Genomic DNA, 19529 nt, shown 5'->3' on the forward strand with positions numbered 1-19529 from the left:
GTGTCATTGGACGCGCCGGCCATTACGAGATTGGCCGCGGTTTTGACGCCCGCGCGCATCTGCAGGTAACTCGTCACGTAGGACCAGCCGTCGGCGATGCCGAGGCAGACGAGGCACAGGATGGGCAGCAACATGGAAAACTCCACGGCAGCTATCCCGGATTTGTCCAGGACAATGCGCAAGGTCCGCCCACCCATCCCGCTACTCGACGAGCTGAACGGATTGCGTCGCCGGAATGTTCTTCATCCCGAGGCTGGTGCAGTCCTGCTTGATGGTCGTACTGCCGGACCACTGGATGGTGTCGGCGACGACCTGAGTGCAGCCGCCGTTCCCGGAGAAGTTGCCAAGGTAGTTGACCTGCTGCCTGGGGAAATAGATGGCGCCGGTCAAAAGCGAGGCCGCGGTGCCGTTGAAGGTGCTCTGCGCCGTGGTCCCGGTCCTGTCGCCGTAGAACAGCACGCCGGAATAGGTTCCGGATGTCGGCGCGCTCAGCGTCACCTTGGCGTTGCCGTTCATGCTGACAGTGTTGCTGCCCGCCATGAAGATGGTTACCCCGCTGCCGGCGACGACCGCGTTGGCGTTGACCTTCATACCGCCCTGCACGACGTAGACGCCGGGCTGCAGGGTGACGTTGCCACTGAGGCTCATGCCGCTACAGTAGGTGCCGGGCTNCCTGCACGACGTAGACGCCGGGCTGCAGGGTGACGTTGCCACTGAGGCTCATGCCGCTACAGTAGGTGCCGGGCTGGAGTGTTTGCGACGTCTTGTTGCCGTTGACAGACTTGCACGGGTTCCCGGCCGTCGGCGCCGCCAGGCTGGAGAAAGGATCGGCTGCCGGCAAGGCCTGGGTGATGTTGGACTTGCAGACCGTGGTCGCTGGATTGTTCAGCACCATGCCGCCGACCGTGATCAGGCAGTCGGCCTTGAGCACCGCCGAGCCCTGCGTCTTTATGGCGTCCGAGGCAATCGAGTCCGACATGACCGAACAGCCGGTGAGGTTGACGGTGGTGTTGCCGGAAAAGAGCGCAGCCTGGGAGGCCGACNATGCCGCCGACCGTGATCAGGCAGTCGGCCTTGAGCACCGCCGAGCCCTGCGTCTTTATGGCGTCCGAGGCAATCGAGTCCGACATGACCGAACAGCCGGTGAGGTTTACGGTGGTGTTGCCGGAAAAGAGCGCAGCCTGGGAGGCCGACTGACTAAGCGCGAGTACGCAAGCCTTGGAGGCGTCATTGATCAGCGCCACCGCCCTTGCCTGTTCGGCAACGGGCGCCTGGTTGAAAATCGCCGTGAAGTAGCGATNTCATTGATCAGCGCCACCGCCCTTGCCTGTTCGGCAACGGGCGCCTGGTTGAAAATCGCCGTGAAGTAGCGATCGAGGTTCTGCTTGACGATGACCTCCACCGCCTTCTTTGCGGTGTTCGGGCCGGACAATGGCGGCGTGTTGACCTGGATCGTGCCCGGCGTGGCGAAATTGTTCGAAGTCGCGGACTGCGTGGCGGCGGCGATGATGGTCGGGTTGTCGGAACCCGCGACTTTCTCGAGCGCACCGGCATAGGCCGCGGCATCGGCAACGGCCTGCAGCTTAAGGCTGCTGTAATACCAGAAGGATGTCTCCATACCGAGGCCGGCGCCGCCAACCACGACCGGCAAGGTGAAGGCAACGATGACGGCAACGTTACCGTTCGTGGCGCGCCTTAGGCGGCTCAAAGCAAACCAAATCCGGGTGAACGCGTTGGATGCCATATGTATTAGAAACCACGAATAGATAAACGAATGTGTAAAAACTCCATTCCGATTCGACGTAGTCGAACGTGCTAGGCGCAATTGCAGCGACCGCGCATCATCCTGTCGGAGGTACCGCCCCAGAATCGATGAATGCGAAATATGCCGCTATCGCGAACTTTGTTGTCGACCAAGTGACATTTAAATGCCCCCTCTGCGAAGAAGCTATCGAGAAGACAGGGGACACCGCGCTGCCCGGTAAGGGGAAAGATCGGCTCACGCCGCCTCAGGAACTTTGTGCAATCCGTCCGGGGCTGGCTCTGAGGGCCACACACGCCCGAAACCAACCACTCCAGCCACGATCAGTCCGTGAGGCGCCCACGAAACAACGTGGTGCCGTCGGTCAGCTGCGACCTGGAGATATCCCGGAACCCAGCTTCGGCCATCCACCCGCGATACTGACCTTCCGTGTACGATTCGCCTGCGCGGTAAAGGTTCAGGAAGGTGAGATTGAGAAAGACACCCTCAGGCGGGCCGAGACGGTCGTCATCGACGACACCCCACCCCGCAATTGCGATCTCGCCTCCTTGGGTGAGGCAACGCGCCGCGTTCAGGATCGAACTGCGCGCCTGGTCCGGCGGCAGGACCTGGACGACAGCCTTCAGGATTGCCAAGTCATGCCGGCCGGTCGATGGAGCGACCGTTATGTCGCCTTCTTCGACAACCACATCGCCGGCACCGTATTCCGACAGGATCGCTGGTGCGACCGCTGCGACCGTCGGGAGTTCCATCAAAGTCGCCGCAATATGCGGCCATCGCTCGCGAAGTCCGACCAGAATGGTCCCGGCGCCGCCGCCGATGTCGATCACCGAACGGACCGCCGAGAGGTCCAGCTCACGGGCCAGATTCCGGCCGAAAATCACCCCTCCCGGTGCGAGCATGCGGCTGAAGGCCGCTGCGGATTCTGGCCCCGCTTCAGAAAAGTCATGCAGCGCGGCCGGCCGGTTCTGCCGCAGCGACTCTGCGGTCAAAAGGTCGGCTCCCCAGAGTTCGCGCAGCAGCACATGATCGCCGCCGCGATAGGTCGGCTTGGACGCGTCGAGAAACTTCGACGCTTCGGCTCCGTTGCGAAACTGACCATCCTTGACGTCGAGGAGACCGATGCTGGCGAGCGCGTAGAGGAGCCGCGACAGACGAGCGGGCTCGACTTTGAGCGCTGCCCCAAGGCTGTCGGCAGTCGCAGCATCGCCGCCGAGCCGGGTGAAGATGCCAAGGTCCAGCCCGGCACAAAGCGCCAAGGCAGGGGGCACCCCTGCGATCAGCTTGTCGATCCCATCGGAATCCACCATGTCATATCCCGTTGTGCGATCCAGGATCGACTTTGAACAGCTCGGCCAACCTCGTCAAATCAGTTCACCAGCGCGCCGCTCTCCGCGTCGAGCAGGTTCAGCTTGCGGTATCGGGTTCGACGTAAAGCGTATCTCCGGGGCCGGCGCTGATCCCACCAGCGCCCGCGACCGTTGTGCGCCGGCCCGGCATGCCTTGGAAGTCCGGCTGTGATGATGGCTGGCCGCGCCTTCGAACGCTACGCAGGCAAGGCCAGCAGCGCCAGTCCGGCCAGCGCCGAGCCGGCTAATGTCGGCAGCATGCCGATCTTCAGTTTCAGCATGGCGACCATCGCCGCCGCCGCCAGCAGCGCGGCGCGCCAGTTCAGCGACGACAGCACCGGCACCTCCATCCCAAGGCCGACACGGTGCACAGCGCCAAAGATGACATGTAGCGCAAACCACAGCGCGAGGTTCATCACCACGCCCACGACTGCCGCCGTGATCGCGCTCAGCGCCGCCGACAGCGCCTTGTTGCCGCGCAGCGCCTCGATGTAGGGGGCACCGAGAAAGATCCAGAAGAAGCACGGCACGAACGTCACCCAGAGCGTCAGTAGTGCGCCGAGCGATCCGGCAAGCAACGGGCTCATCGCGCCGACGTGCCGGTAGGCGGCGACGAAACCGACGAATTGCAGCACCAGGATCAGCGGTCCCGGCGTCGTCTCGGCAAGACCGAGGCCATCGACCATCTCGCCGGGGGCGAGCCAGCCGAACGACGTCACGGCTGCCTGCGCGACATAGGAGAGTGCGGCGTAGGCGCCGCCGAATGTGACCACCGCCATCAGGCTGAAGAAGCCGCCAAGCTGCGTCCACACACTGGCAGGGCCGGTCAGACCCAGGATCAGCACGACCGGTCCGAGCCAGATCGGCAGCCAGATCGCAATGGTGCGCGGCGCGTGCCATTTCGTCGGCTTGGTGTGGGCGAGTTCGCCGCGCTCGAACATCAGGTCGACGGCGCCCCTGACATCAGGCAAATTGCCCTTGCCATGAGCGGCTCCGGAAAAACGCGTGGGCGCCAGGCGGCTGCCAACCCAGCCGGTCAGCCCTGCAAACAGGATGATGAGCGGAAACGGCAGCCTGACGACATAGATGGCAAGGAAGGCGACCACCGCGATCGCCACCATAACCCGGTTCTTGAGCGCCCGTTTGCCGATGCGGATGACCGCCTCGACGACAACGGCCAGCACCGCCGCCTTGATGCCGAAGAACAGCGCCTCGATGAAAGGAGCATCGTTGTAGAGCACGTAGAAGACGCTGAGGCCCAGCATGACAAGCGCACCGGGCAGCACGAACAGGATGCCGGCAACGAGGCCGCCGGCGGTTCGGTGCAGCAGCCAGCCGATATAGATCGCCAGTTGCTGCGCCTCGGGGCCGGGCAAAAGCATGCAGTAGTTGAGCGCATGCAGAAAGCGCTGCTCGCCGATCCAGCGGCGCTCCTCGACCAGTTCCTTGTGCATCAGCGCGATCTGGCCGGCCGGCCCGCCGAAGGAGAGCAGGCCGATCCTGGCCCACAGTTTCGCGGCTTGGCGAAAGGTTGGCGTGGCTGGTGCAGCGAGCGGACTGTCGTCGGCGGCAAAAGCGTTCATGTCGCTTTGCCCCCGCTCGGCCAGTTGTGGGTTTCGTCGGTGGCATCGCGGCACCACCTGAAAAACGCGTCATAGAGCAACATGCCTGCCTCAAGCTGTTCGAGATCGTCGCGAAACATCCGTGACAGGCCGAGCGATGCCGCGAGGAACCCTGCCGCCTGCGGTATGAGATCGAGGCGCGCCGTGTCGGCTGCACGCACGATCAAAGCAAGACGATCGAGCGCCTCGGACCGCAACTCGAACTCCTCGATCATGGTGTCGAAGGTGCAGCGCTCGCCGCGATGGCTCCAGAACACATCGTCGATGTCGAAGGGGATCGCAGCGAAACGATCGGCGGCAGCCAGCACTTCGGCCGGTTCGACGAACAGGAACACCGCCGAAGGATCGATGAAACGACGGATCAGCCAGGGGCAGGCGATGCGATCGACCTTGGGGCGCGCGCGCGTCACCCAGACCGTGCGGCCCTTATCGTCGCGGCGCGGTATCTTGTCGGCCTTGACCAGAAGTCCCTTTGCCGCCAGCCAGGCCTCGAAGCCGCCTTCGAGCGATTCAGCTGTGACACCGTCATGGCGCAGCCATGCAGCGACGCCTTGCGAAAGCTTCTGCCCTCTCTGGCAAATAACGATCACATGAGCTCCGGTGAACTCGGCCGCCCAGGTAGAGACGGTCTTGAAATCGCGCCGGCATGAGGCCGGCAGCAGCCGCGGATCGGTATCATAGTCCTCGTCGATGCGGACATCGACAAGAACAGGTGCGTCGGGCAGGCCGATAATCCGGGAAAGTTGCGCTACGGTGATTGCGGTTGTTGACGGCATGGCGTCCACCTCCAGAAGTGAGAGTTTGGACGCGATCTTTGGGCTGGCGCCTCACGGGGTCGTCGCGAAGGAACCCCTTGCCATGATGCTGGATCGATCCTTCGTGCTTGTCAATCCATAACCTAGCTGTTCGTTTCAACGTCCTCAGCGCGCAGAAATTTGCCAAACAGCCACTCCAGCCAGAATGAAGCCGGCGATACCTTCGATGCTTCTGGATATTATGTCGAACAAGCGTGGCCGGCTGTCGAAAAAATGCACCAGCCGTTCCCGAAACAGGATCGACAGTACCGCCACGCTGGACAGCGTCAGGGCCACGCCGATCATCATGGTGGTTGCGAACAGAATGCCGGCAACCGGAACGCCTCTGGATATCGCGAAGGTCATAACGAAAAGCGTCAGCGGGCATGGGATCAGGCCGGCCATGATCCCAACGGCTTCGCCCTCGTGCTTATGATAGTGGCCGTGGCTCATTGCGCGCCACAACATCCAGACGCCAATCAGGCCAAGCAACCCACGGCTGATGTCTTCCAGCAGAGGCGCTCGGCCAACGCTTCCCAAGGCAATCGATACCAGTGGTAACGAGAACGCCGCGATCAGCACCGCGATCGTCACATGCGTGAAGGAAAGCGTTATCGACACCAGGAGACCGCGCGAAACCTTCGCGTCCGAACCGGCCAGATACGTGGCCAGAACGGCTTTGCTATGTCCAGGCGTCAGGGCATGCGCCGCACCAAACAGCACGCCCATCGGCAGAAAGGCAAGGAACGCCAGCCAGCCACCGCCAGCCGAGAGCAGTTTTATCTGATCGGCGAGCGCCAGGTAGATCGTGCGCTGGAATTCGACGAGCGTCTGGAGCATCAGCCTAGACTAGCAGACGCGGTTGGTTTTCTGCGCACGTCAGTGTTGGTTTTGGTGTTCGCCATGATTGTGGTCGTGAGGGTGTGGATGCTCGTGCGCGCCATATTCGCTCGAAAAACGGATGTTGGCAGCGGCGAGGGCCGGCATGTGTTCGAACAATTCATTCTCCAGCGCCGCCGTGATCTTGTTTGCCTCCGAGAGCGGCAAGGTTTCGTCTGCGGCGATGGCGATGTCGGCGTGCAACTTGTGGCCGATCCAGCGGGCCTTGGCATCGATGATGTGAGCACCCGGCACGTGCTCGCCAGCATGATGAATTTCGGCCATCACACCCGGCTCGACGCCGTCGAGCATACGGGTGAGCACTGAGCGCGCCGATTGCCAGACGATACCGAAAATGGCGACCGTGATGAGAAGCCCGATGATCGGGTCGGCCAGCGGAAATCCGAGCCACACGCCGATGGCGCCGATGACCACGGCAAGGCTCGTGAGACCGTCGGTGCGGGCATGGTAGCCGTCAGCGACGAGCGCCGCGCTGTTGATTTCCCTGCCGACACGGATGCGAAACACCGCGACGGCCTCATTGCCGAGGAAGCCGACGATGCCCGCCGTCGTCAGCCAACCGAGATGCGTCACTGCCTGCAGATGGATTAGGCGCTCGATAGCCTGGTACCCGGCGACGATGGCGCTGAACAGAATGATCAGCACGATAATGATACCGGCAAGGTCTTCGACCCGACCGAGCCCGTAGGTGAAGGTTGACGACGGCTTGCGCCTCGCCAGCATAAAGGCGACCCACAAGGGAATGGCAGTGGTTGCGTCTCCAATATTGTGAATGGTGTCGGCAAGAAGGGCTACGCTTCCCGAGAGAACCACCACGACCATCTGCATTGCTGCGGTGACCGCCAGGATGACAAAGGACCACTTTATAGCCCAGATGCCTCGATCGGTCGTCGCGATGGTTGCATCGATGACGCCGTGTGTATGGCCATGCGGACCGTGGTGGTCATGATCGTGGCCAGAATGATCATGCGAACCGAAACCGAACCAGTCGAGAGTGCGCCTGCCGAGACCGCTCATAGATACTTGGCCAGCTGCTTGAGTTCAGTCAGCGAGTCGTGCGCTCCGCCCTCGGCGGTGTCGGTCAGGCAATGTTCGATATGATCGTGGATCAGTTCGCGCTTGGCGCTGCTTATGGCGCTTTCCACGGCATGGAGTTGCTGTGCGAGGTCAACACAGGAACGATGAGCTTCGAACATGGAGAGCACTGCCGCAAGGTGGCCTTGCGCGCGCTTTAGACGCTTCACGATAGCGGGATGCGACCGATGCGTATTGTCTGTCATGCGAGTCGACTATCCTCCCCGGGGGGATGAGTCAATCTGCAGTCTGTGGTGGCGAGTTGATCTCGGGGACCGCGCCTACTGCGCCGTCCAGCCGCCATCCATCGGCAAAGTCGTGCCGGTAATCTGCCTGGCCGAGTCCGAGCACAGAAACAGCGTCAGCGCGGCGAGCTCCTCCACGGTGACGAATTGCTTCGTCGGCTGTGCCGCCAGGAGCACGTCGCGCTTGACCTGTTCCTCGGTCATGCCGCGCGCCTTCATCGTGTCGGGGATCTGCCTTTCGACCAGTGACGTCCAGACATAGCCGGGCGCGATGGCGTTGACGGTGATGCCGTCCTGCGCGACTTCCAGCGCTACCGTCTTGGTCAGACCCGCTATGCCGTGCTTGGCCGAGACGTAAGCCGACTTGAACGGCGAGGCGACCAGTGCATGCGCCGACGCGGTGTTGATGATGCGGCCCCATTTGCGCGCCTTCATGCCGGGCACCACGGCCTTGATCGCGTAAAAGGCGGCAAGCAGATTGATGCGGATGATGGCTTCCCACTTGTCGTCGGGAAACTCCTCGATTGGCGCGACATGCTGTATCCCGGCATTGTTGACCAGAATGTCGAGGCTGCCCAAGGCCTGCTCGGCTTCGCGCACCATGGCGGTCACCGCTGCGCCGTCCATCATGTTGGCGCCGGAGTAGCGGCACTGGACGCCGAAATCCTTCTCGATGCCGGCGCGCTCCTGTTCGATCGCCGCGGCTTCGCCAAGGCCGTTGATCGTGACGTTGGCGCCCTCGGCGGCAAGGGCCCGAGCAATGGCCAGGCCAATGCCGCTGGTCGATCCGGTGACGAGCGCATTCTTCGAAGAAAGGGAACCCATGGAGATCTCGCGACTGTTAGGAGGACTACAAAGGCACATAGTTTGTGCGCCACAACATGACAACGCCATAACCATATGTCGGCGCCATCACAGCCCTAAAACGCGCTTTGCCGGCCTCGCCGAGCGCCGTCTCAAGGCTGACGGCAGTGTTATGGTGCGGCGCAACATAGTCGGCCGCGCATTCGCGCAGTCATTCCTGAACCATCGATCCAACGAATCAGGGGGCTGTAGCTTGAAATCGCCGATGTCGTGATGCGTGCCTATGCCATGCCGCTCACCAACCGTCCTTTCCGCCCGGCCCGTATCGCTTCTTCGATCCGACGCCTTGAGCTATCCCGCAATCTCCAGCAGGGCCGATACCAGCAAGCGGCGTTCGTCGGCGGAAAGCACGTCGGAATCGAAGAGGTTCATGCTGCGCAGCCCTTCGATGGCCAGAAAGCAGACCAGCAGCGTCTTCAGGTCCGGCGTCTCGCTCTTCAGCCGCTGCAGCAGCTGCGACTTGAAGGCTTTTATCGGCGTCAGGAAATCCGGATCCTCGGCGATCGCCGAGAATATCCACGAAGCCGTCGGCTTCGGCTCCTCACAATCATCCGCCGAGAGCCGGATATAGGTGGCGAGGAGGCTCTCGCCGCTGGCGCCGGCGACACGGCCCGATTCCAGCGCCAGCTCGAAGGCGCGCAGGTAATTCTCCACCAGGCCCTGCATCAGTTTGGCCTTGGTCGGAAAGTTATATAACAGGCCGCCTTTCGACACGCCGGCGCGGCTGGCGACGGCGTCAAGCGACAGGCTGCCGGGACCGGCCTCGCGTGCGACATCGGCGGCGGCGGCGAGTATCTTGTCGCGCGAATTTGCCCTTCGGGTCTTCATCGATCCCTTCCCCCGCACCAGCCTAGGCGGAATTGACAAGACCGTCCAGACGGTACAGTAAGTTCGCCGTCATTTGTAATCGGGACCTGGCGTCGATAAGTGTCCCGCTATTCGGCTATTTTGCCGGACATCGGCCGAGGGGACAGTTCGTGAAGCGCTTCATCTCTATCACCGCAATTCTGCTTCTGCTCGCTTTGGTGTGCGTCGGCGTTGTCGGCTTCAACCTGTTCCGCGATAACGCTATCAAACAGTATTTCGCCACCATGAAGCCGCCGGCGACGACCGTATCGACGGTTGTCGTCAAGCCTTCCGACTGGACGCCGGGCGTCGAGGCGATCGGCACGGTACGCGCCGTGCGCGGTGTCGACCTTACCGTCGAGACCAGCGGCATCGTCAAGGACATCCTTTTCCATGCCAACCAGAAGGTGCCTGTCGATTCGGTCCTGCTGCAGCTCGACGATGCCGTCGAACGCGCGGATCTCGTCGCGGCCAAGGCGCAGTCCGTGTCCGACAAGACGGCACTCGAACGCGCGCTGGAACTGCAACGGCGCGGCGTCGGCACGGACGCCACGCTCGACACCGCTCAAGCCGCTGCATCGGCTTCCGCGGCGCAGGTCAACAAGCTGCAGGCCGTGCTTGATCAGAAGCAGCTGACGGCGCCGTTCGCCGGCACCGTGGGCATCCCCAAGATCGACCTCGGCCAATATCTCTCGCCCGGCAACGCAGTGGTGACCTTGCAGGATCTGGACACCATGCGGGTCGATTTCTCGGTACCCGAACAGCAGTTGCCGCTGCTCAAGATAGGCCAGGCGGTGCGGCTCGGCCTCGGCGGCACCGGCGGCGGCGCCGACATGCCGTTTGCCGGCTCCATTCGCGGCATCGATCCCAAGATCGACGCTTCAAGCCGCCTGGTGTCCGTCCGCGGCGAGGTCGCCAACCCTGACGGCAAGCTGACGCCCGGCCAGTTCGTCCAGGTTCGCGTCGAGCTGCCGCAGGAGAAAAACATTCTGTCCTTGCCGCAGACGGCATTGACGTCGAGCCTCTATGGCGACTTCGTCTTCGTCGTCGTTCCGGCGAAGCCGGCGGAAGGCGCCCCAGCCGCGAAACCCGAGGAAAAGCCTGCCGCGGGGGCCGACGCGGCAAAGCCGGCGGCAGATGCAAAGCCGGCCGGCGCGAAACCGGCTGCCGAAGACGCCGCGGCGAAGCCCGCGGACAAGCCGGCTGTCGACCCCGCGAAGCCCGCGGCAGAACCGGAAAAGCCGGCGCTCGTGCTGTCGCAGGTGTTCGTGAAGCCCGGCCGCCGCAACGACGGCATGGTCGAGATCATCGAGGGCATCAAGGCCGGTGACGAGGTCGTCACCGCCGGTCAGAACCGTCTCTTCAACGGCATGTCCGTCGCTGTCGACAACACCATTGACCCCAGCAAGTCGGCTAACCAGCAGGCTCAGCAATGAACTTTTCCGACATCTTCATTCGCCGGCCGGTCCTCTCCACCGTCCTCGCCTGCATGATCCTGCTCCTGGGTTTCCAGGGCATCTTCAACCTGTCGATCCGGCAGTATCCCAAGGTTGACGAGACGGCGATCACCATCACCACCGCCTATCCCGGCGCCAGCGCCGACCTGATCCAGGGCTTTATCTCCGCCCCGATCGCGCGGGCCGTCGCCTCGACCGAGAACATCGACTACGTCACCTCGTCCAGCCGGCCGTCTTCGAGCACTGTGGTCGTCCAGATGAAGCTCGGCTCCAATCCGGATGTCGCGCTCACCGAGGTCCTGTCGAAGGTGCAGGGCGTACGCGGCACCTTGCCGGATGCATCCAAGGACCCGGTCATCGTCAAGGGCACCGGCCAAGAGTTCGCGATGATGTACATCTCGATGCAGAATCCGAACATGAGCAAGGAGCAGCTCACCGAATATATCGAGCGCGTCGTGCGGCCCCGCATGTCGACGGTCGAAGGTGTCGCCGACGTGCAGATCTTCGGCGCCGAGGAATATTCGATGCGGGTCTGGATCGACCCGGTCAAGCTTGCTGCGCGTGGCGTCACCGCCGCCGAAGTGCTGGCGGCGATCAACAACTCCAACTTCCTGTCGGCGCCCGGCAACACCGAGAACGAATATGTCGTCTCCTCGATCACGGTTCGCTCGACGCTGCAGACGCCTGAGGCCTTTGCCGAGCTTCCGCTGCGCTCGACGGACGGCCAGGTGGTGCGCTTGCGCGACGTGGCGCGAGTCGAGCTTGCCGCCGAGAGCACCGACACGAGGGTGAGCTTCAATGGCAAGCCCGGCACCTTCCTCGCCATCTTCCCGACGCCGGCCGCCAACCCGCTGACAACGGCGGAGGCGATCCACAAGATCGTGCCTTTGATTCAAGAGACGCTGCCGAAAGGCATGACCATCGAAATCGTCTACGATTCCACCGAACAGATCAGCGCCTCGATCGATGAAGTGTTCAAGACCATCGCCGAAGCCGTCGCCATCGTCGTCGTGGTCATCCTGTTGTTCCTCGGCTCATTCCGCTCGGTGATGATGCCGATCGTGACCATCCCGCTGTCGCTGGTCGGCGTCTGCTTTCTTTTGTTTGCGGTCGGCTATTCGATCAACCTTCTGTCGCTGCTGGCCATGGTGCTGGCCATCGGCCTTGTCGTCGACGACGCTATCGTGGTGGTGGAGAACATTCATCGCCACATGGAGGAGGACCACATGTCGCCGATGCAGGCGGCCTTCAACGGCATGCGCGAGATTTTCTCCGCCATCGTGGCCATGACCATCACGCTCGCCGCCGTGTTCGCGCCGCTGGCCTTCACCGGCGGCCTGACCGGCGCGCTGTTCCGCGAGTTCGCGGTGACGCTCGCCGGTTCGGTGGTGCTGTCCGGCCTCATAGCCGTCACCATCACGCCGATGATGGCGGCGCGTCTGCTCAAGGCGGGATCGCACAGTCGCTTCCAGCGCGTCGTCGACGGAACCTTCAGCCGTGTCGAGCATGTCTATGAGCGGGCGGTCACCGCCTCCTTGAGAAATCGACCGGTGACACTGCTGATGGTCGTGGCGCTGGTTGCGCTCACCGGCTTCATGTTCACCAAGACCTCGAGCGAACTGGCGCCGGAAGAGGACCAGGGCTTCCTGTTGTCGATCGTGACGGCACCGCGCTACGCGACCTCGGACTACACCGAGACCTACGTCAACCAGATCCTCGGCCTGGTGAAGGACATTCCCGAAACCAGGGCGCAATTCTCTGCCGTTGCCTTTGGCGGCGCCACCAACGGCGCCTTTGTCGGCTTCGCCTTCAAGGATTGGGCCGAGCGCCAGCGCAACTCAAAGGAGCTTCAAGCCGATATCCAGGGACGCCTCGGCAAGGTGGCCGGCGTCGAGGCCTTCGTCTTCGCGCCGCCGACGCTGCCGGGCTCCGGCGGCGGCCTGCCGATCTCCATGGTGGTGCGCTCGACCGGTGGTTCCGCGGAGGTCTACGAGGCGGCCGAGCAGATTAAGAACAAGGCGCAGGCCTCCGGCCGCTTCATCGTCGTGCAAAACTCGATGTCCTTTGACGCTCCGCAGGTGACGGTGACCATCGACCGCGACCGCGCGGCGGCTCTCAACCTGCCGATCGCCGACATCGGCCAGACGCTGACGCTGCTGGTCGGCGGCGCCGAAGTGGCTCAGTTCGACCGCGACTCCAACAGCTACGACATCATCCCGCAGGTGCCGAAGGAATTCCGCGACAATCCCGAGAAGCTCGGCGAATATTTCGTGCGTAGCGTGACCGGCGAAATGGTGCCGCTTTCAGCGGTAGTGAAGATTTCGACCAACGCCGCGCCGGCCGCGATCGAGCAGTTCAACCAGCTGAACTCGGCGACGATATCAGCGCTGCCGCTTCCCGGCGTCACCACGGGCGACGGGCTGCAGACCCTGGAGAACCTTGCCAAGGAGAGCCTGCCCGATACCTTCTTCATCGATTATTCCGGCCAGTCCCGGCAGGAGAAGGAGCAGGGCAACACGATCCTTATCGCGTTCGCAGCCGCCGTAATCGTCATCTATCTGGTGCTGGCGGCGCAGTTCGAAAGCTTCCGCGACCCGCTGATCATCATGATGGCGGTGCCACTGTCGATCTTTGGCGCCATCGTGCCGCTCAATCTGGGGCTTGGAACGCTCAATATCTACACGCAGGTCGGCCTGATCACACTGATAGGTCTGATCACCAAGCATGGCATTCTTCTGGTCGAGTTCGCCAACCAGCAGCGCGAGCTGCATGGCATGAGGCGGCGCGATGCGATCGTCGCCTCGGCCAAGGTGCGCTTGCGGCCGATCCTGATGACGACAGCGGCGATGGCGCTCGGCGTCGTGCCGCTGATCGTGTCCAGTGGTGCTGGTGCGGCGGCGCGCTATTCGATGGGCCTCGTGATCTTCACCGGCATCCTGGTCGGAACCATGTTCACCCTGTTCGTGGTGCCGATGTTCTACACCTTCATCGCCAGCAAGGACCTGCCGCACCACGCCGAAAAGCCAGACCCGAAGCTGATGCCGGTGCACGCGGACTGAGCGCGAACGGCGTTAGCGAACAAACGAAAAGAGGCCGGAAATTTCCGGCCTCTTTTTTGACTGGATTGATTTACCGCGAAGCTCTGATGGAGCTTCAGGCGGGAACTTGCGGTGCGGCATGACCTGGCCGGCTGCGCTGCACCATCGCTCCAAACGCAGTCTGCTACTTGACGATGACGATGCTGGTGTTGGTCGGGCCGAAGGTTTCGACCAACTGGTAGAAGTCGGCGGCATTGTCGGGATGCAGCCGCACGCAGCCATGCGACGCCGGCCGTCCCAGCCGCTTGATGGCGTTGGTCGCATGCACGGCGTAGCCGCCGCTGAAGAAGACCGAATGCGGCATCGGCGCGTTGTCGTATTTCTTCGAATGCCACATCTCGTGCATGCGGGTCGGCTTGAACGAGCCGGTCGGCGTGACATGCGCACTGTCGCCGGTCGAGACCTTCCAGGCGAAAGTCGGCCGGCCATCGACCAGCACTTCCATGGTCTGCTGCGACAGCGAAACACGCGCCACGATCTGGTTTGCCGCGGCATGGGCGGTGCTGTTGGCGGTGCCAAGCAGAAGCGCGGCGCCGCCGGCTGCGGCGGTGACGTTGATGAGTTTGGCGGAAATGGCTTTGTACATGATGGCTCCTCTTTGCCGGTCCTGCCGGCGTCAATTCGGTGGCCGCCTTATCCCCGCGCCATGTTTCAGACTGACTTCGCTGAGGCTCGTTTGTGTTTCGAATCTGTTTCCTCTGGTTAACAAGCAAGGTGGACAAGGGAAGCGTGCTCCGCCTTCGCTGCGCACTCCCGATCACGCACCGCGCCCCCAAACGAAAGTGCTGATGTCCTTATATGAAAGAAGATTGGCTTCGCTCGAAACCGACTTGCAACAAAGCGCGGCCTGGGCGGCATGATCTGGTTACAGGCTCGCGGCACAGTCATCCCAACGAGAACAGCCGGCGCCAACGAAAATGAGCATCAAATCGACCACCCTGTCCTGGCTCTTCAGGATAAGCATCGCCGCATTTGTCGTCGGCGGCATCGGCACAGTAGCCGGCACCCCGATGACGAAACTGGCGGTGATGAATTCGGGTGAGATTTCGACGCTGCATGCCGCGCTGTTCATAGCCTTGGTCTGGATTGTCTCCAGTCTGCGCATCAACCGTCTCAGGGCCCTCTGGCGGGTCGGCCTCGGGTTGAAGTGGATGCGCGGCCCCTCCGGCAACTTGCTGCCGAGAGGACCGAAGGCCCGCGTCGCAACGGGGGGCTCCGTGGGCGACGCGGGCACTTCGGGTTTATCCTGAAGCACCCGCGGTTCTGATTTTTGGGGACAACCGATGAAGACGAAATCTGCAGCCTCCGTGCTTTCGGTACTGCTCTATGCACAAGGCCTGCTCGGCTTTGCCGGTCTCGCCACGGTTCTCCTGAAGGACCGCGCGCATGCCGCCAGCGAAATCGTAGTCGCCAGCGAATTGCCGTCGGGACCATCGCTTCTGGTGGTGCGCTGACGCCTATGCATGGCGCCCGAGATTGCGCAGCTTTTTTGGGCGAGCCGAGGAACAATCCAGCCTCCCGACCCTCAGTCGGCGCGCTGCGTCGGCGGGTCGAACCGGTAGCCTGCGCCGCGTATAGTTGTGATGGTTTCGGTGTCGAGCTTGCGGCGCAGCCGCACGATGCGCGAATCGATCGAGCGGTCGAAGGCATCGGCATTTTCGGCGGGCGCCGCCGCAATGATGTCGTCGCGCGTCAGCACCTTGCGCGGGCTGGCCAGAAACAGCCTGAGCAGCGCCACCTGGCCCGGCGACAGCTGTTCTTCCGTACCCGAACGGTGCATGACGATGGCCGACCGCAAATCGACGGTGGCATTTTCCAGCACGATCAGTTCCTGGGCGGACCTGCCGCGCCGCGTCAGCAGGCCGCCGATGCGCGCGGCAAGCTCCCTGACATTGAGCGGACTTTCGACGACATCTGCGGCGCCAAGCTCGAGCGCCAGCACCTTGTCGACCAGATCGGCCGGCCGGCAGATCAGGATGAAATCCGGCCCCGCCTTCCCGTCCGCGCTCTGGCCGCCGCCATAACGCCTGAGCAGGTCCCGCCCTTCCGCCTGGCTGAGGCTGTCGCCGACGATGACGATATCGATGCCTCCGGCCGAAAGCAGGGATTCAGCTTCCCAGGGCTGCCGCGCCTCGCGCACGTCATGGCCGCGCCGGTCGAGATGATCGGCAAGATCGCCGGCCACCACATCGGCGACGGAAACCAGCGCGATGACGGATCGTGCAGCCATGTTTTTCTTCCCGTTCCCCCGCAACCGGATATGAGTGCTGGACATCATGTTTATACCCAATCTACTTTCCGCTGAAAGCGGGAGCGAGGCCATAGTGCGGGCACGGATTGTCATCGTCGAGGACGAGCCCGATCTCCGGGACGCGGTCGCCGAGTATCTCGGCGCCAACGGCTACGATGTGACCCAGGCCGGAAGCGCGGCCGAGGCGCGCGCCTTGCTGGAGACGGAATCGTTTCATTTGGCCATTCTCGACATCGCCATGCCGGGCGAGGACGGACTGTCGCTCGGCCGCTGGCTGCGCTCGAAAATACCGGTCGGCATCATCTATGCCACGGCTGCCGGCACCGCACTCGACCGCATTGTCGGGCTGGAGCTTGGCGCCGACGACTACATCGTCAAGCCCTACGAGTTGCGTGAGGTGCTGGCTCGTGTGCGCAGCGTGCTGCGCCGCGTTCCGCAGCCGAGCCCGCCCCAGGCGGCGAAGACACAAGCCGATGGCGGCCGCCGCCTGACCTTCGGCCCGTTCCAGGCCGACCTCGACGGCAGGCTTGTCACCGGCGCCAACGGCGCCGTCATCGACATGGCCAAGAGCGAGTTCGATGTGCTGGAGGTTTTCCTGACCCGCGCCAACCGGCTGTTGACGCGATCGGCGATCTCCGAGGCGATTGGTTTTGTTGAGGATCCTGAATCGTCGCGCGCCGTCGACATTCGCATCATGCGGCTGCGCAAGAAGATCGAAACCGATCCGGCCAATCCGAAATTTTTGCGCACAGTGCGCGGCGAAGGCTATATCTTCTCGCTGCCGACCGGTGACGGGCACTAGAGCAATTACAGGAAAAGTGTACGCGGTTTTCCGCCCGGAATTGCGTAAAAACAAAGAGATAGAGGCTTCTCCGTTTCCGTGAAACGGTGAAACGCTCTAGCAATTCCAGGAACAGTGCGTAGCGATTTCCGTTCGGGATTGCATTGAAACATGGAGCGTTTCACCTTTTTCGTGAAATGCTCCATAGCTGCCTAATTCGACGGCCCTTTACTGATGGCTGACATGACCGCTGAACCAGCACCACGTATGGACCCGCAAGGCGCTCGCCAGAGCGCCGCGATGGCGGCTGTGCGCGTCGTCCGCCGGTTGCGCGATGCCGGCGACTGGCAGCGCGAGATGGAAACCATCCTCGAAACGCTCTGCAGCGCCATGAATTGCCAGCGCGGCATCCTGTTCAGGCTGCGCGAATTGCCCGGCCAGGGCTTCGCCCAATCGGTCGCCGCCTACTGGATCGATCCTCGCTTCGGCGGCGAACTGGCTTCGCCGACGGTGATCATGCAGTCGATCGTCGATACCGATCCGCTGCTGGAGCGGATTGGAGAGGACGAGCGGCAAGGCAAGATCTTCGCCGGCCATACGCGCGATCTCGACGGGTTCCTCAGGGCCGATTTCGAAAAGCAGCACATCAAGTCGTTCCTGTCGGTATCGGTGTTCGCGCACGGTCATCTGTGGGGCACGTTCGCGGTCAATGACTGCCTAAACGAGCGCGAATGGACCGAAGAGGAAGAGGCGACGATGCACATCATCGCGCTCGCCATCGGCGACGCCATCGAGCACTCGCCGTCCGACGCCCATGCCAGCGAAGTCATCCGCCGCACCATGCTGCAGGCGTCGCTCGACGCCATCATCGTCATCGACGAGACCGGCTCGATCATCGAATTCAATCCGGCCGCCGAAAAGATGTTCGGCTATCAGCGCAGCGACATCCTCGGCAAGGACCTGCTCGATACCGTGGTGCCGGAATATTACCGCAAGGGCTATGTCTCGGGCGCCGAATACATGTCTGGCCGCGGCGCGCCGATGGTTGGCCAACGGCTTGAGACCGTGACACAGAATGCGGCCGGCGAGGTGTTTCCCATCGAATTGACGGCGACCGAGATGCGGGTGGCTGACCGTCAGCTCATCTTCGGTTCGATCCGCGATCTGCGCGATAAGCTGCGCGCCGAAGAAGAGATCAACCGCCAGCGCGAAAAACTGCACCAGAACGAGAAGATGGCGGCGATGGGTTCGTTGCTGGCCGGTGTTTCGCACGAGCTCAACAACCCGCTCGCCGTGGTCGTTGCGCAGTCGACGCTGCTGCATGAATTCGCCACCGACCCGCAGACCAAGGTTCGCGCCGAGAAAGTGCGCGCCGCTGCCGAGCGCTGCGGCCGCATCGTCAAAAGCTTCCTGTCGATGGTGCGCCTGCATCCGGCGGCGCAGGCCGAGACCGATCTCAACCAGGTGATCCGCGCCGCACTCGAAGTAACCGCCTATGGCGCACGCTCGAGCGGCATCATCATCGACACCGATTTCGCGCCCGGCCCGCTGCTGGCGATGGCCGATGCCGACCACGTCACGCAGGTGGCCGCCAATTTCCTGATCAACAGCCAACACGCTCTGGCCGGTATCGGCGGCGACCGCCTGATCAAGGTGCGGACATTCCGCAGCGATCGCGGCAACCCCGGGTTTTCGGTCGAGGACAACGGACCGGGCATTCCCGAGGCGATCCGCAGCCGCATCTTCGAATCCTATTTCACCACCAAGCCGGTCGGCGTCGGCACCGGCATCGGCCTGTCGATCTCGAAATCGATCGTCGAGCGCCACAACGGCAATATCTGGTTCGAGGAGGTGCTGCCGCGTGGCGCGCGCTTCGTCGTCCAGCTGCCGGTAATCACCGGCGGCGCGGCAGCAGCCGGCGACAGCCCGGCTCGTTCCAGCGGCTTGCGCCATGCGCTGATCATCGACGACGAACCCGACGTCGCCGGCTCCCTCTCCGACATCCTGGAACTGATGGGTATCAAGTCGCGGGTCGTGCCGGCCTGGACGTCGGCGGCGGCGACCTTGACCGGCCACATGCCGCCAGACATCGTCTTTTCCGACTTGCGCATGCCCGGCACCAGCGGCATTGCCATCTACCGCGAATTGCTCGCCGACAACCTGGCGCTGGCCAAACGCTTCGTGCTGGTCACCGGCGACCTGATCGGCGCCAAGGCCGAGATCGAAGCCTTGCCGGCGCCGCAGCGCCCGCAAATCCTGGAAAAGCCGTTCTCGACGCTGGACGTCCGCGGCGTACTCTCGGCAATAGCCGACCAGGTCGCCGCCGCCGGCTAAGTTTTCGGAAGCACCCATGTAGGGTCTATCGAGATTCGGGTCAGGCCGAGTCGAGAATGGTGGTTCCCGAGAACCGGAGCGGAGCGTACTTGAAGTACGCGAGCACCGGAAGCGCAGGGAACCTCCATGCGCAGGCCGGCCTCACCCGAATA

19 protein-coding genes and 1 pseudogene are annotated in these 19529 nt (G+C 62.8%); 7 read left to right on the top strand and 13 right to left on the bottom strand.

Annotation, left to right across the window (positions count from 1 at the left end; all coding sequences use genetic code 11):
* Together X728_RS149035 and X728_RS1000000171045 are read right to left on the bottom strand one after the other, a co-directional pair.
* On the bottom strand, positions 1-197 hold a 197-nt coding region (locus X728_RS149035; protein WP_031195629.1), incomplete at its 3' end, for a TadE/TadG family type IV pilus assembly protein.
* Between the two features lie 4 nt (positions 198-201).
* Complete coding sequence (locus X728_RS1000000171045; protein WP_050589922.1) at positions 202-648, bottom strand: hypothetical protein; 447 nt, start codon at positions 646-648, stop codon at positions 202-204.
* Between the two features lie 396 nt (positions 649-1044).
* Between X728_RS1000000171045 and X728_RS1000000171630 the strand changes: the two genes are divergently transcribed.
* Positions 1045-1197 (top strand): hypothetical protein, encoded by a 153-nt coding sequence (locus tag X728_RS1000000171630; RefSeq protein ID WP_245266156.1) that lies wholly within the window; start codon positions 1045-1047, stop codon positions 1195-1197.
* A 37-nt stretch (positions 1198-1234) separates the two neighbouring features.
* On the opposite strand, the gene X728_RS01000000166860 is transcribed toward X728_RS1000000171630, so the two are convergent.
* The 9 genes and pseudogenes from X728_RS01000000166860 to X728_RS148995 form a co-directional block, all read right to left on the bottom strand.
* Positions 1235-1708 carry a pilus assembly protein TadG-related protein gene (locus X728_RS01000000166860; RefSeq protein WP_245266157.1) on the bottom strand — a complete coding sequence of 158 codons (474 nt, stop codon included), beginning with the start codon at positions 1706-1708 and terminating at the stop codon, positions 1235-1237.
* 377 nt (positions 1709-2085) lie between these two features.
* Positions 2086-3072 carry a methyltransferase gene (locus X728_RS149030; RefSeq protein ID WP_023831989.1) on the bottom strand — a complete coding sequence of 329 codons (987 nt, stop codon included), beginning with the start codon at positions 3070-3072 and terminating at the stop codon, positions 2086-2088.
* A gap of 236 nt (positions 3073-3308) precedes the next feature.
* Entirely contained in the window at positions 3309-4694 is a 1386-nt protein-coding gene (gene chrA, locus X728_RS149025; protein WP_023831990.1) for a chromate efflux transporter, read from the bottom strand.
* Positions 4691-5509: a sulfurtransferase/chromate resistance protein gene (locus X728_RS149020; protein ID WP_023806560.1), complete on the bottom strand. Its 819-nt coding sequence runs from the start codon at positions 5507-5509 to the stop codon at positions 4691-4693. Before X728_RS149020 ends, chrA begins: the two co-directional genes overlap by 4 nt.
* A 144-nt stretch (positions 5510-5653) precedes the next feature.
* A complete protein-coding gene (locus tag X728_RS149015; protein ID WP_023831991.1) occupies positions 5654-6367 on the bottom strand; it encodes an ABC transporter permease in 714 nt (237 codons plus the stop codon).
* 108 nt (positions 6368-6475) lie between these two features.
* A pseudogene (locus X728_RS149010) lies at positions 6476-7444 on the bottom strand (cation diffusion facilitator family transporter); the annotation flags it as partial.
* The gene (locus X728_RS149005) at positions 7441-7707 is read right to left on the bottom strand and encodes a metal-sensing transcriptional repressor (RefSeq protein ID WP_023806557.1); all 267 of its coding nucleotides are present in this window, start codon (positions 7705-7707) and stop codon (positions 7441-7443) included. The gene X728_RS149005 and the pseudogene X728_RS149010, both read right to left, overlap by 4 nt.
* Before the next feature lie 75 nt (positions 7708-7782).
* The gene (locus X728_RS149000) at positions 7783-8571 is read right to left on the bottom strand and encodes a 3-hydroxybutyrate dehydrogenase (RefSeq protein ID WP_023806556.1); all 789 of its coding nucleotides are present in this window, start codon (positions 8569-8571) and stop codon (positions 7783-7785) included.
* Positions 8572-8901: 330 nt separating this feature from the next.
* Positions 8902-9438 carry a TetR family transcriptional regulator gene (locus tag X728_RS148995; protein ID WP_023831992.1) on the bottom strand — a complete coding sequence of 179 codons (537 nt, stop codon included), beginning with the start codon at positions 9436-9438 and terminating at the stop codon, positions 8902-8904.
* Positions 9439-9587: 149 nt separating this feature from the next.
* Here X728_RS148995 and X728_RS148990 point away from each other — a divergent pair, with 149 nt between their 5' ends.
* Both X728_RS148990 and X728_RS148985 read left to right on the top strand, forming a co-directional pair.
* Positions 9588-10892 carry an efflux RND transporter periplasmic adaptor subunit gene (locus tag X728_RS148990; protein WP_023735209.1) on the top strand — a complete coding sequence of 435 codons (1305 nt, stop codon included), beginning with the start codon at positions 9588-9590 and terminating at the stop codon, positions 10890-10892.
* Positions 10889-13972 (top strand): efflux RND transporter permease subunit, encoded by a 3084-nt coding sequence (locus tag X728_RS148985; protein WP_023696405.1) that lies wholly within the window; start codon positions 10889-10891, stop codon positions 13970-13972. Before X728_RS148990 ends, X728_RS148985 begins: the two co-directional genes overlap by 4 nt.
* Positions 13973-14135: 163 nt before the next feature.
* Here X728_RS148985 and X728_RS148980 read toward each other — a convergent pair whose 3' ends face one another.
* The gene (locus X728_RS148980; protein ID WP_023683946.1) at positions 14136-14597 is read right to left on the bottom strand and encodes a L,D-transpeptidase; all 462 of its coding nucleotides are present in this window, start codon (positions 14595-14597) and stop codon (positions 14136-14138) included.
* A 331-nt stretch (positions 14598-14928) separates the two neighbouring features.
* On the opposite strand from X728_RS148980, the gene X728_RS148975 reads away from it, so the two are divergent.
* Entirely contained in the window at positions 14929-15261 is a 333-nt protein-coding gene (locus tag X728_RS148975; RefSeq protein ID WP_023670061.1) for a hypothetical protein, read from the top strand.
* A gap of 33 nt (positions 15262-15294) precedes the next feature.
* Entirely contained in the window at positions 15295-15465 is a 171-nt protein-coding gene (locus tag X728_RS1000000169105) for a hypothetical protein (protein WP_023670062.1), read from the top strand.
* A gap of 71 nt (positions 15466-15536) precedes the next feature.
* On the opposite strand, the gene X728_RS148970 is transcribed toward X728_RS1000000169105, so the two are convergent.
* The gene (locus X728_RS148970; RefSeq protein ID WP_023670063.1) at positions 15537-16241 is read right to left on the bottom strand and encodes a response regulator transcription factor; all 705 of its coding nucleotides are present in this window, start codon (positions 16239-16241) and stop codon (positions 15537-15539) included.
* Between the two features lie 94 nt (positions 16242-16335).
* Here X728_RS148970 and X728_RS148965 point away from each other — a divergent pair, with 94 nt between their 5' ends.
* A complete protein-coding gene (locus X728_RS148965) occupies positions 16336-17064 on the top strand; it encodes a response regulator transcription factor (RefSeq protein ID WP_023670064.1) in 729 nt (242 codons plus the stop codon).
* Between the two features lie 222 nt (positions 17065-17286).
* Positions 17287-19377, top strand: coding sequence for a hybrid sensor histidine kinase/response regulator (locus X728_RS148960; RefSeq protein ID WP_023670065.1), 2091 nt, complete (start codon positions 17287-17289; stop codon positions 19375-19377).
* Positions 19378-19529: the final 152 nt, after the last annotated feature.

It is taken from the genome of Mesorhizobium sp. L103C119B0 (assembly GCF_000502235.1).
Taxonomy (GTDB): Bacteria; Pseudomonadota; Alphaproteobacteria; order Rhizobiales; family Rhizobiaceae; genus Mesorhizobium.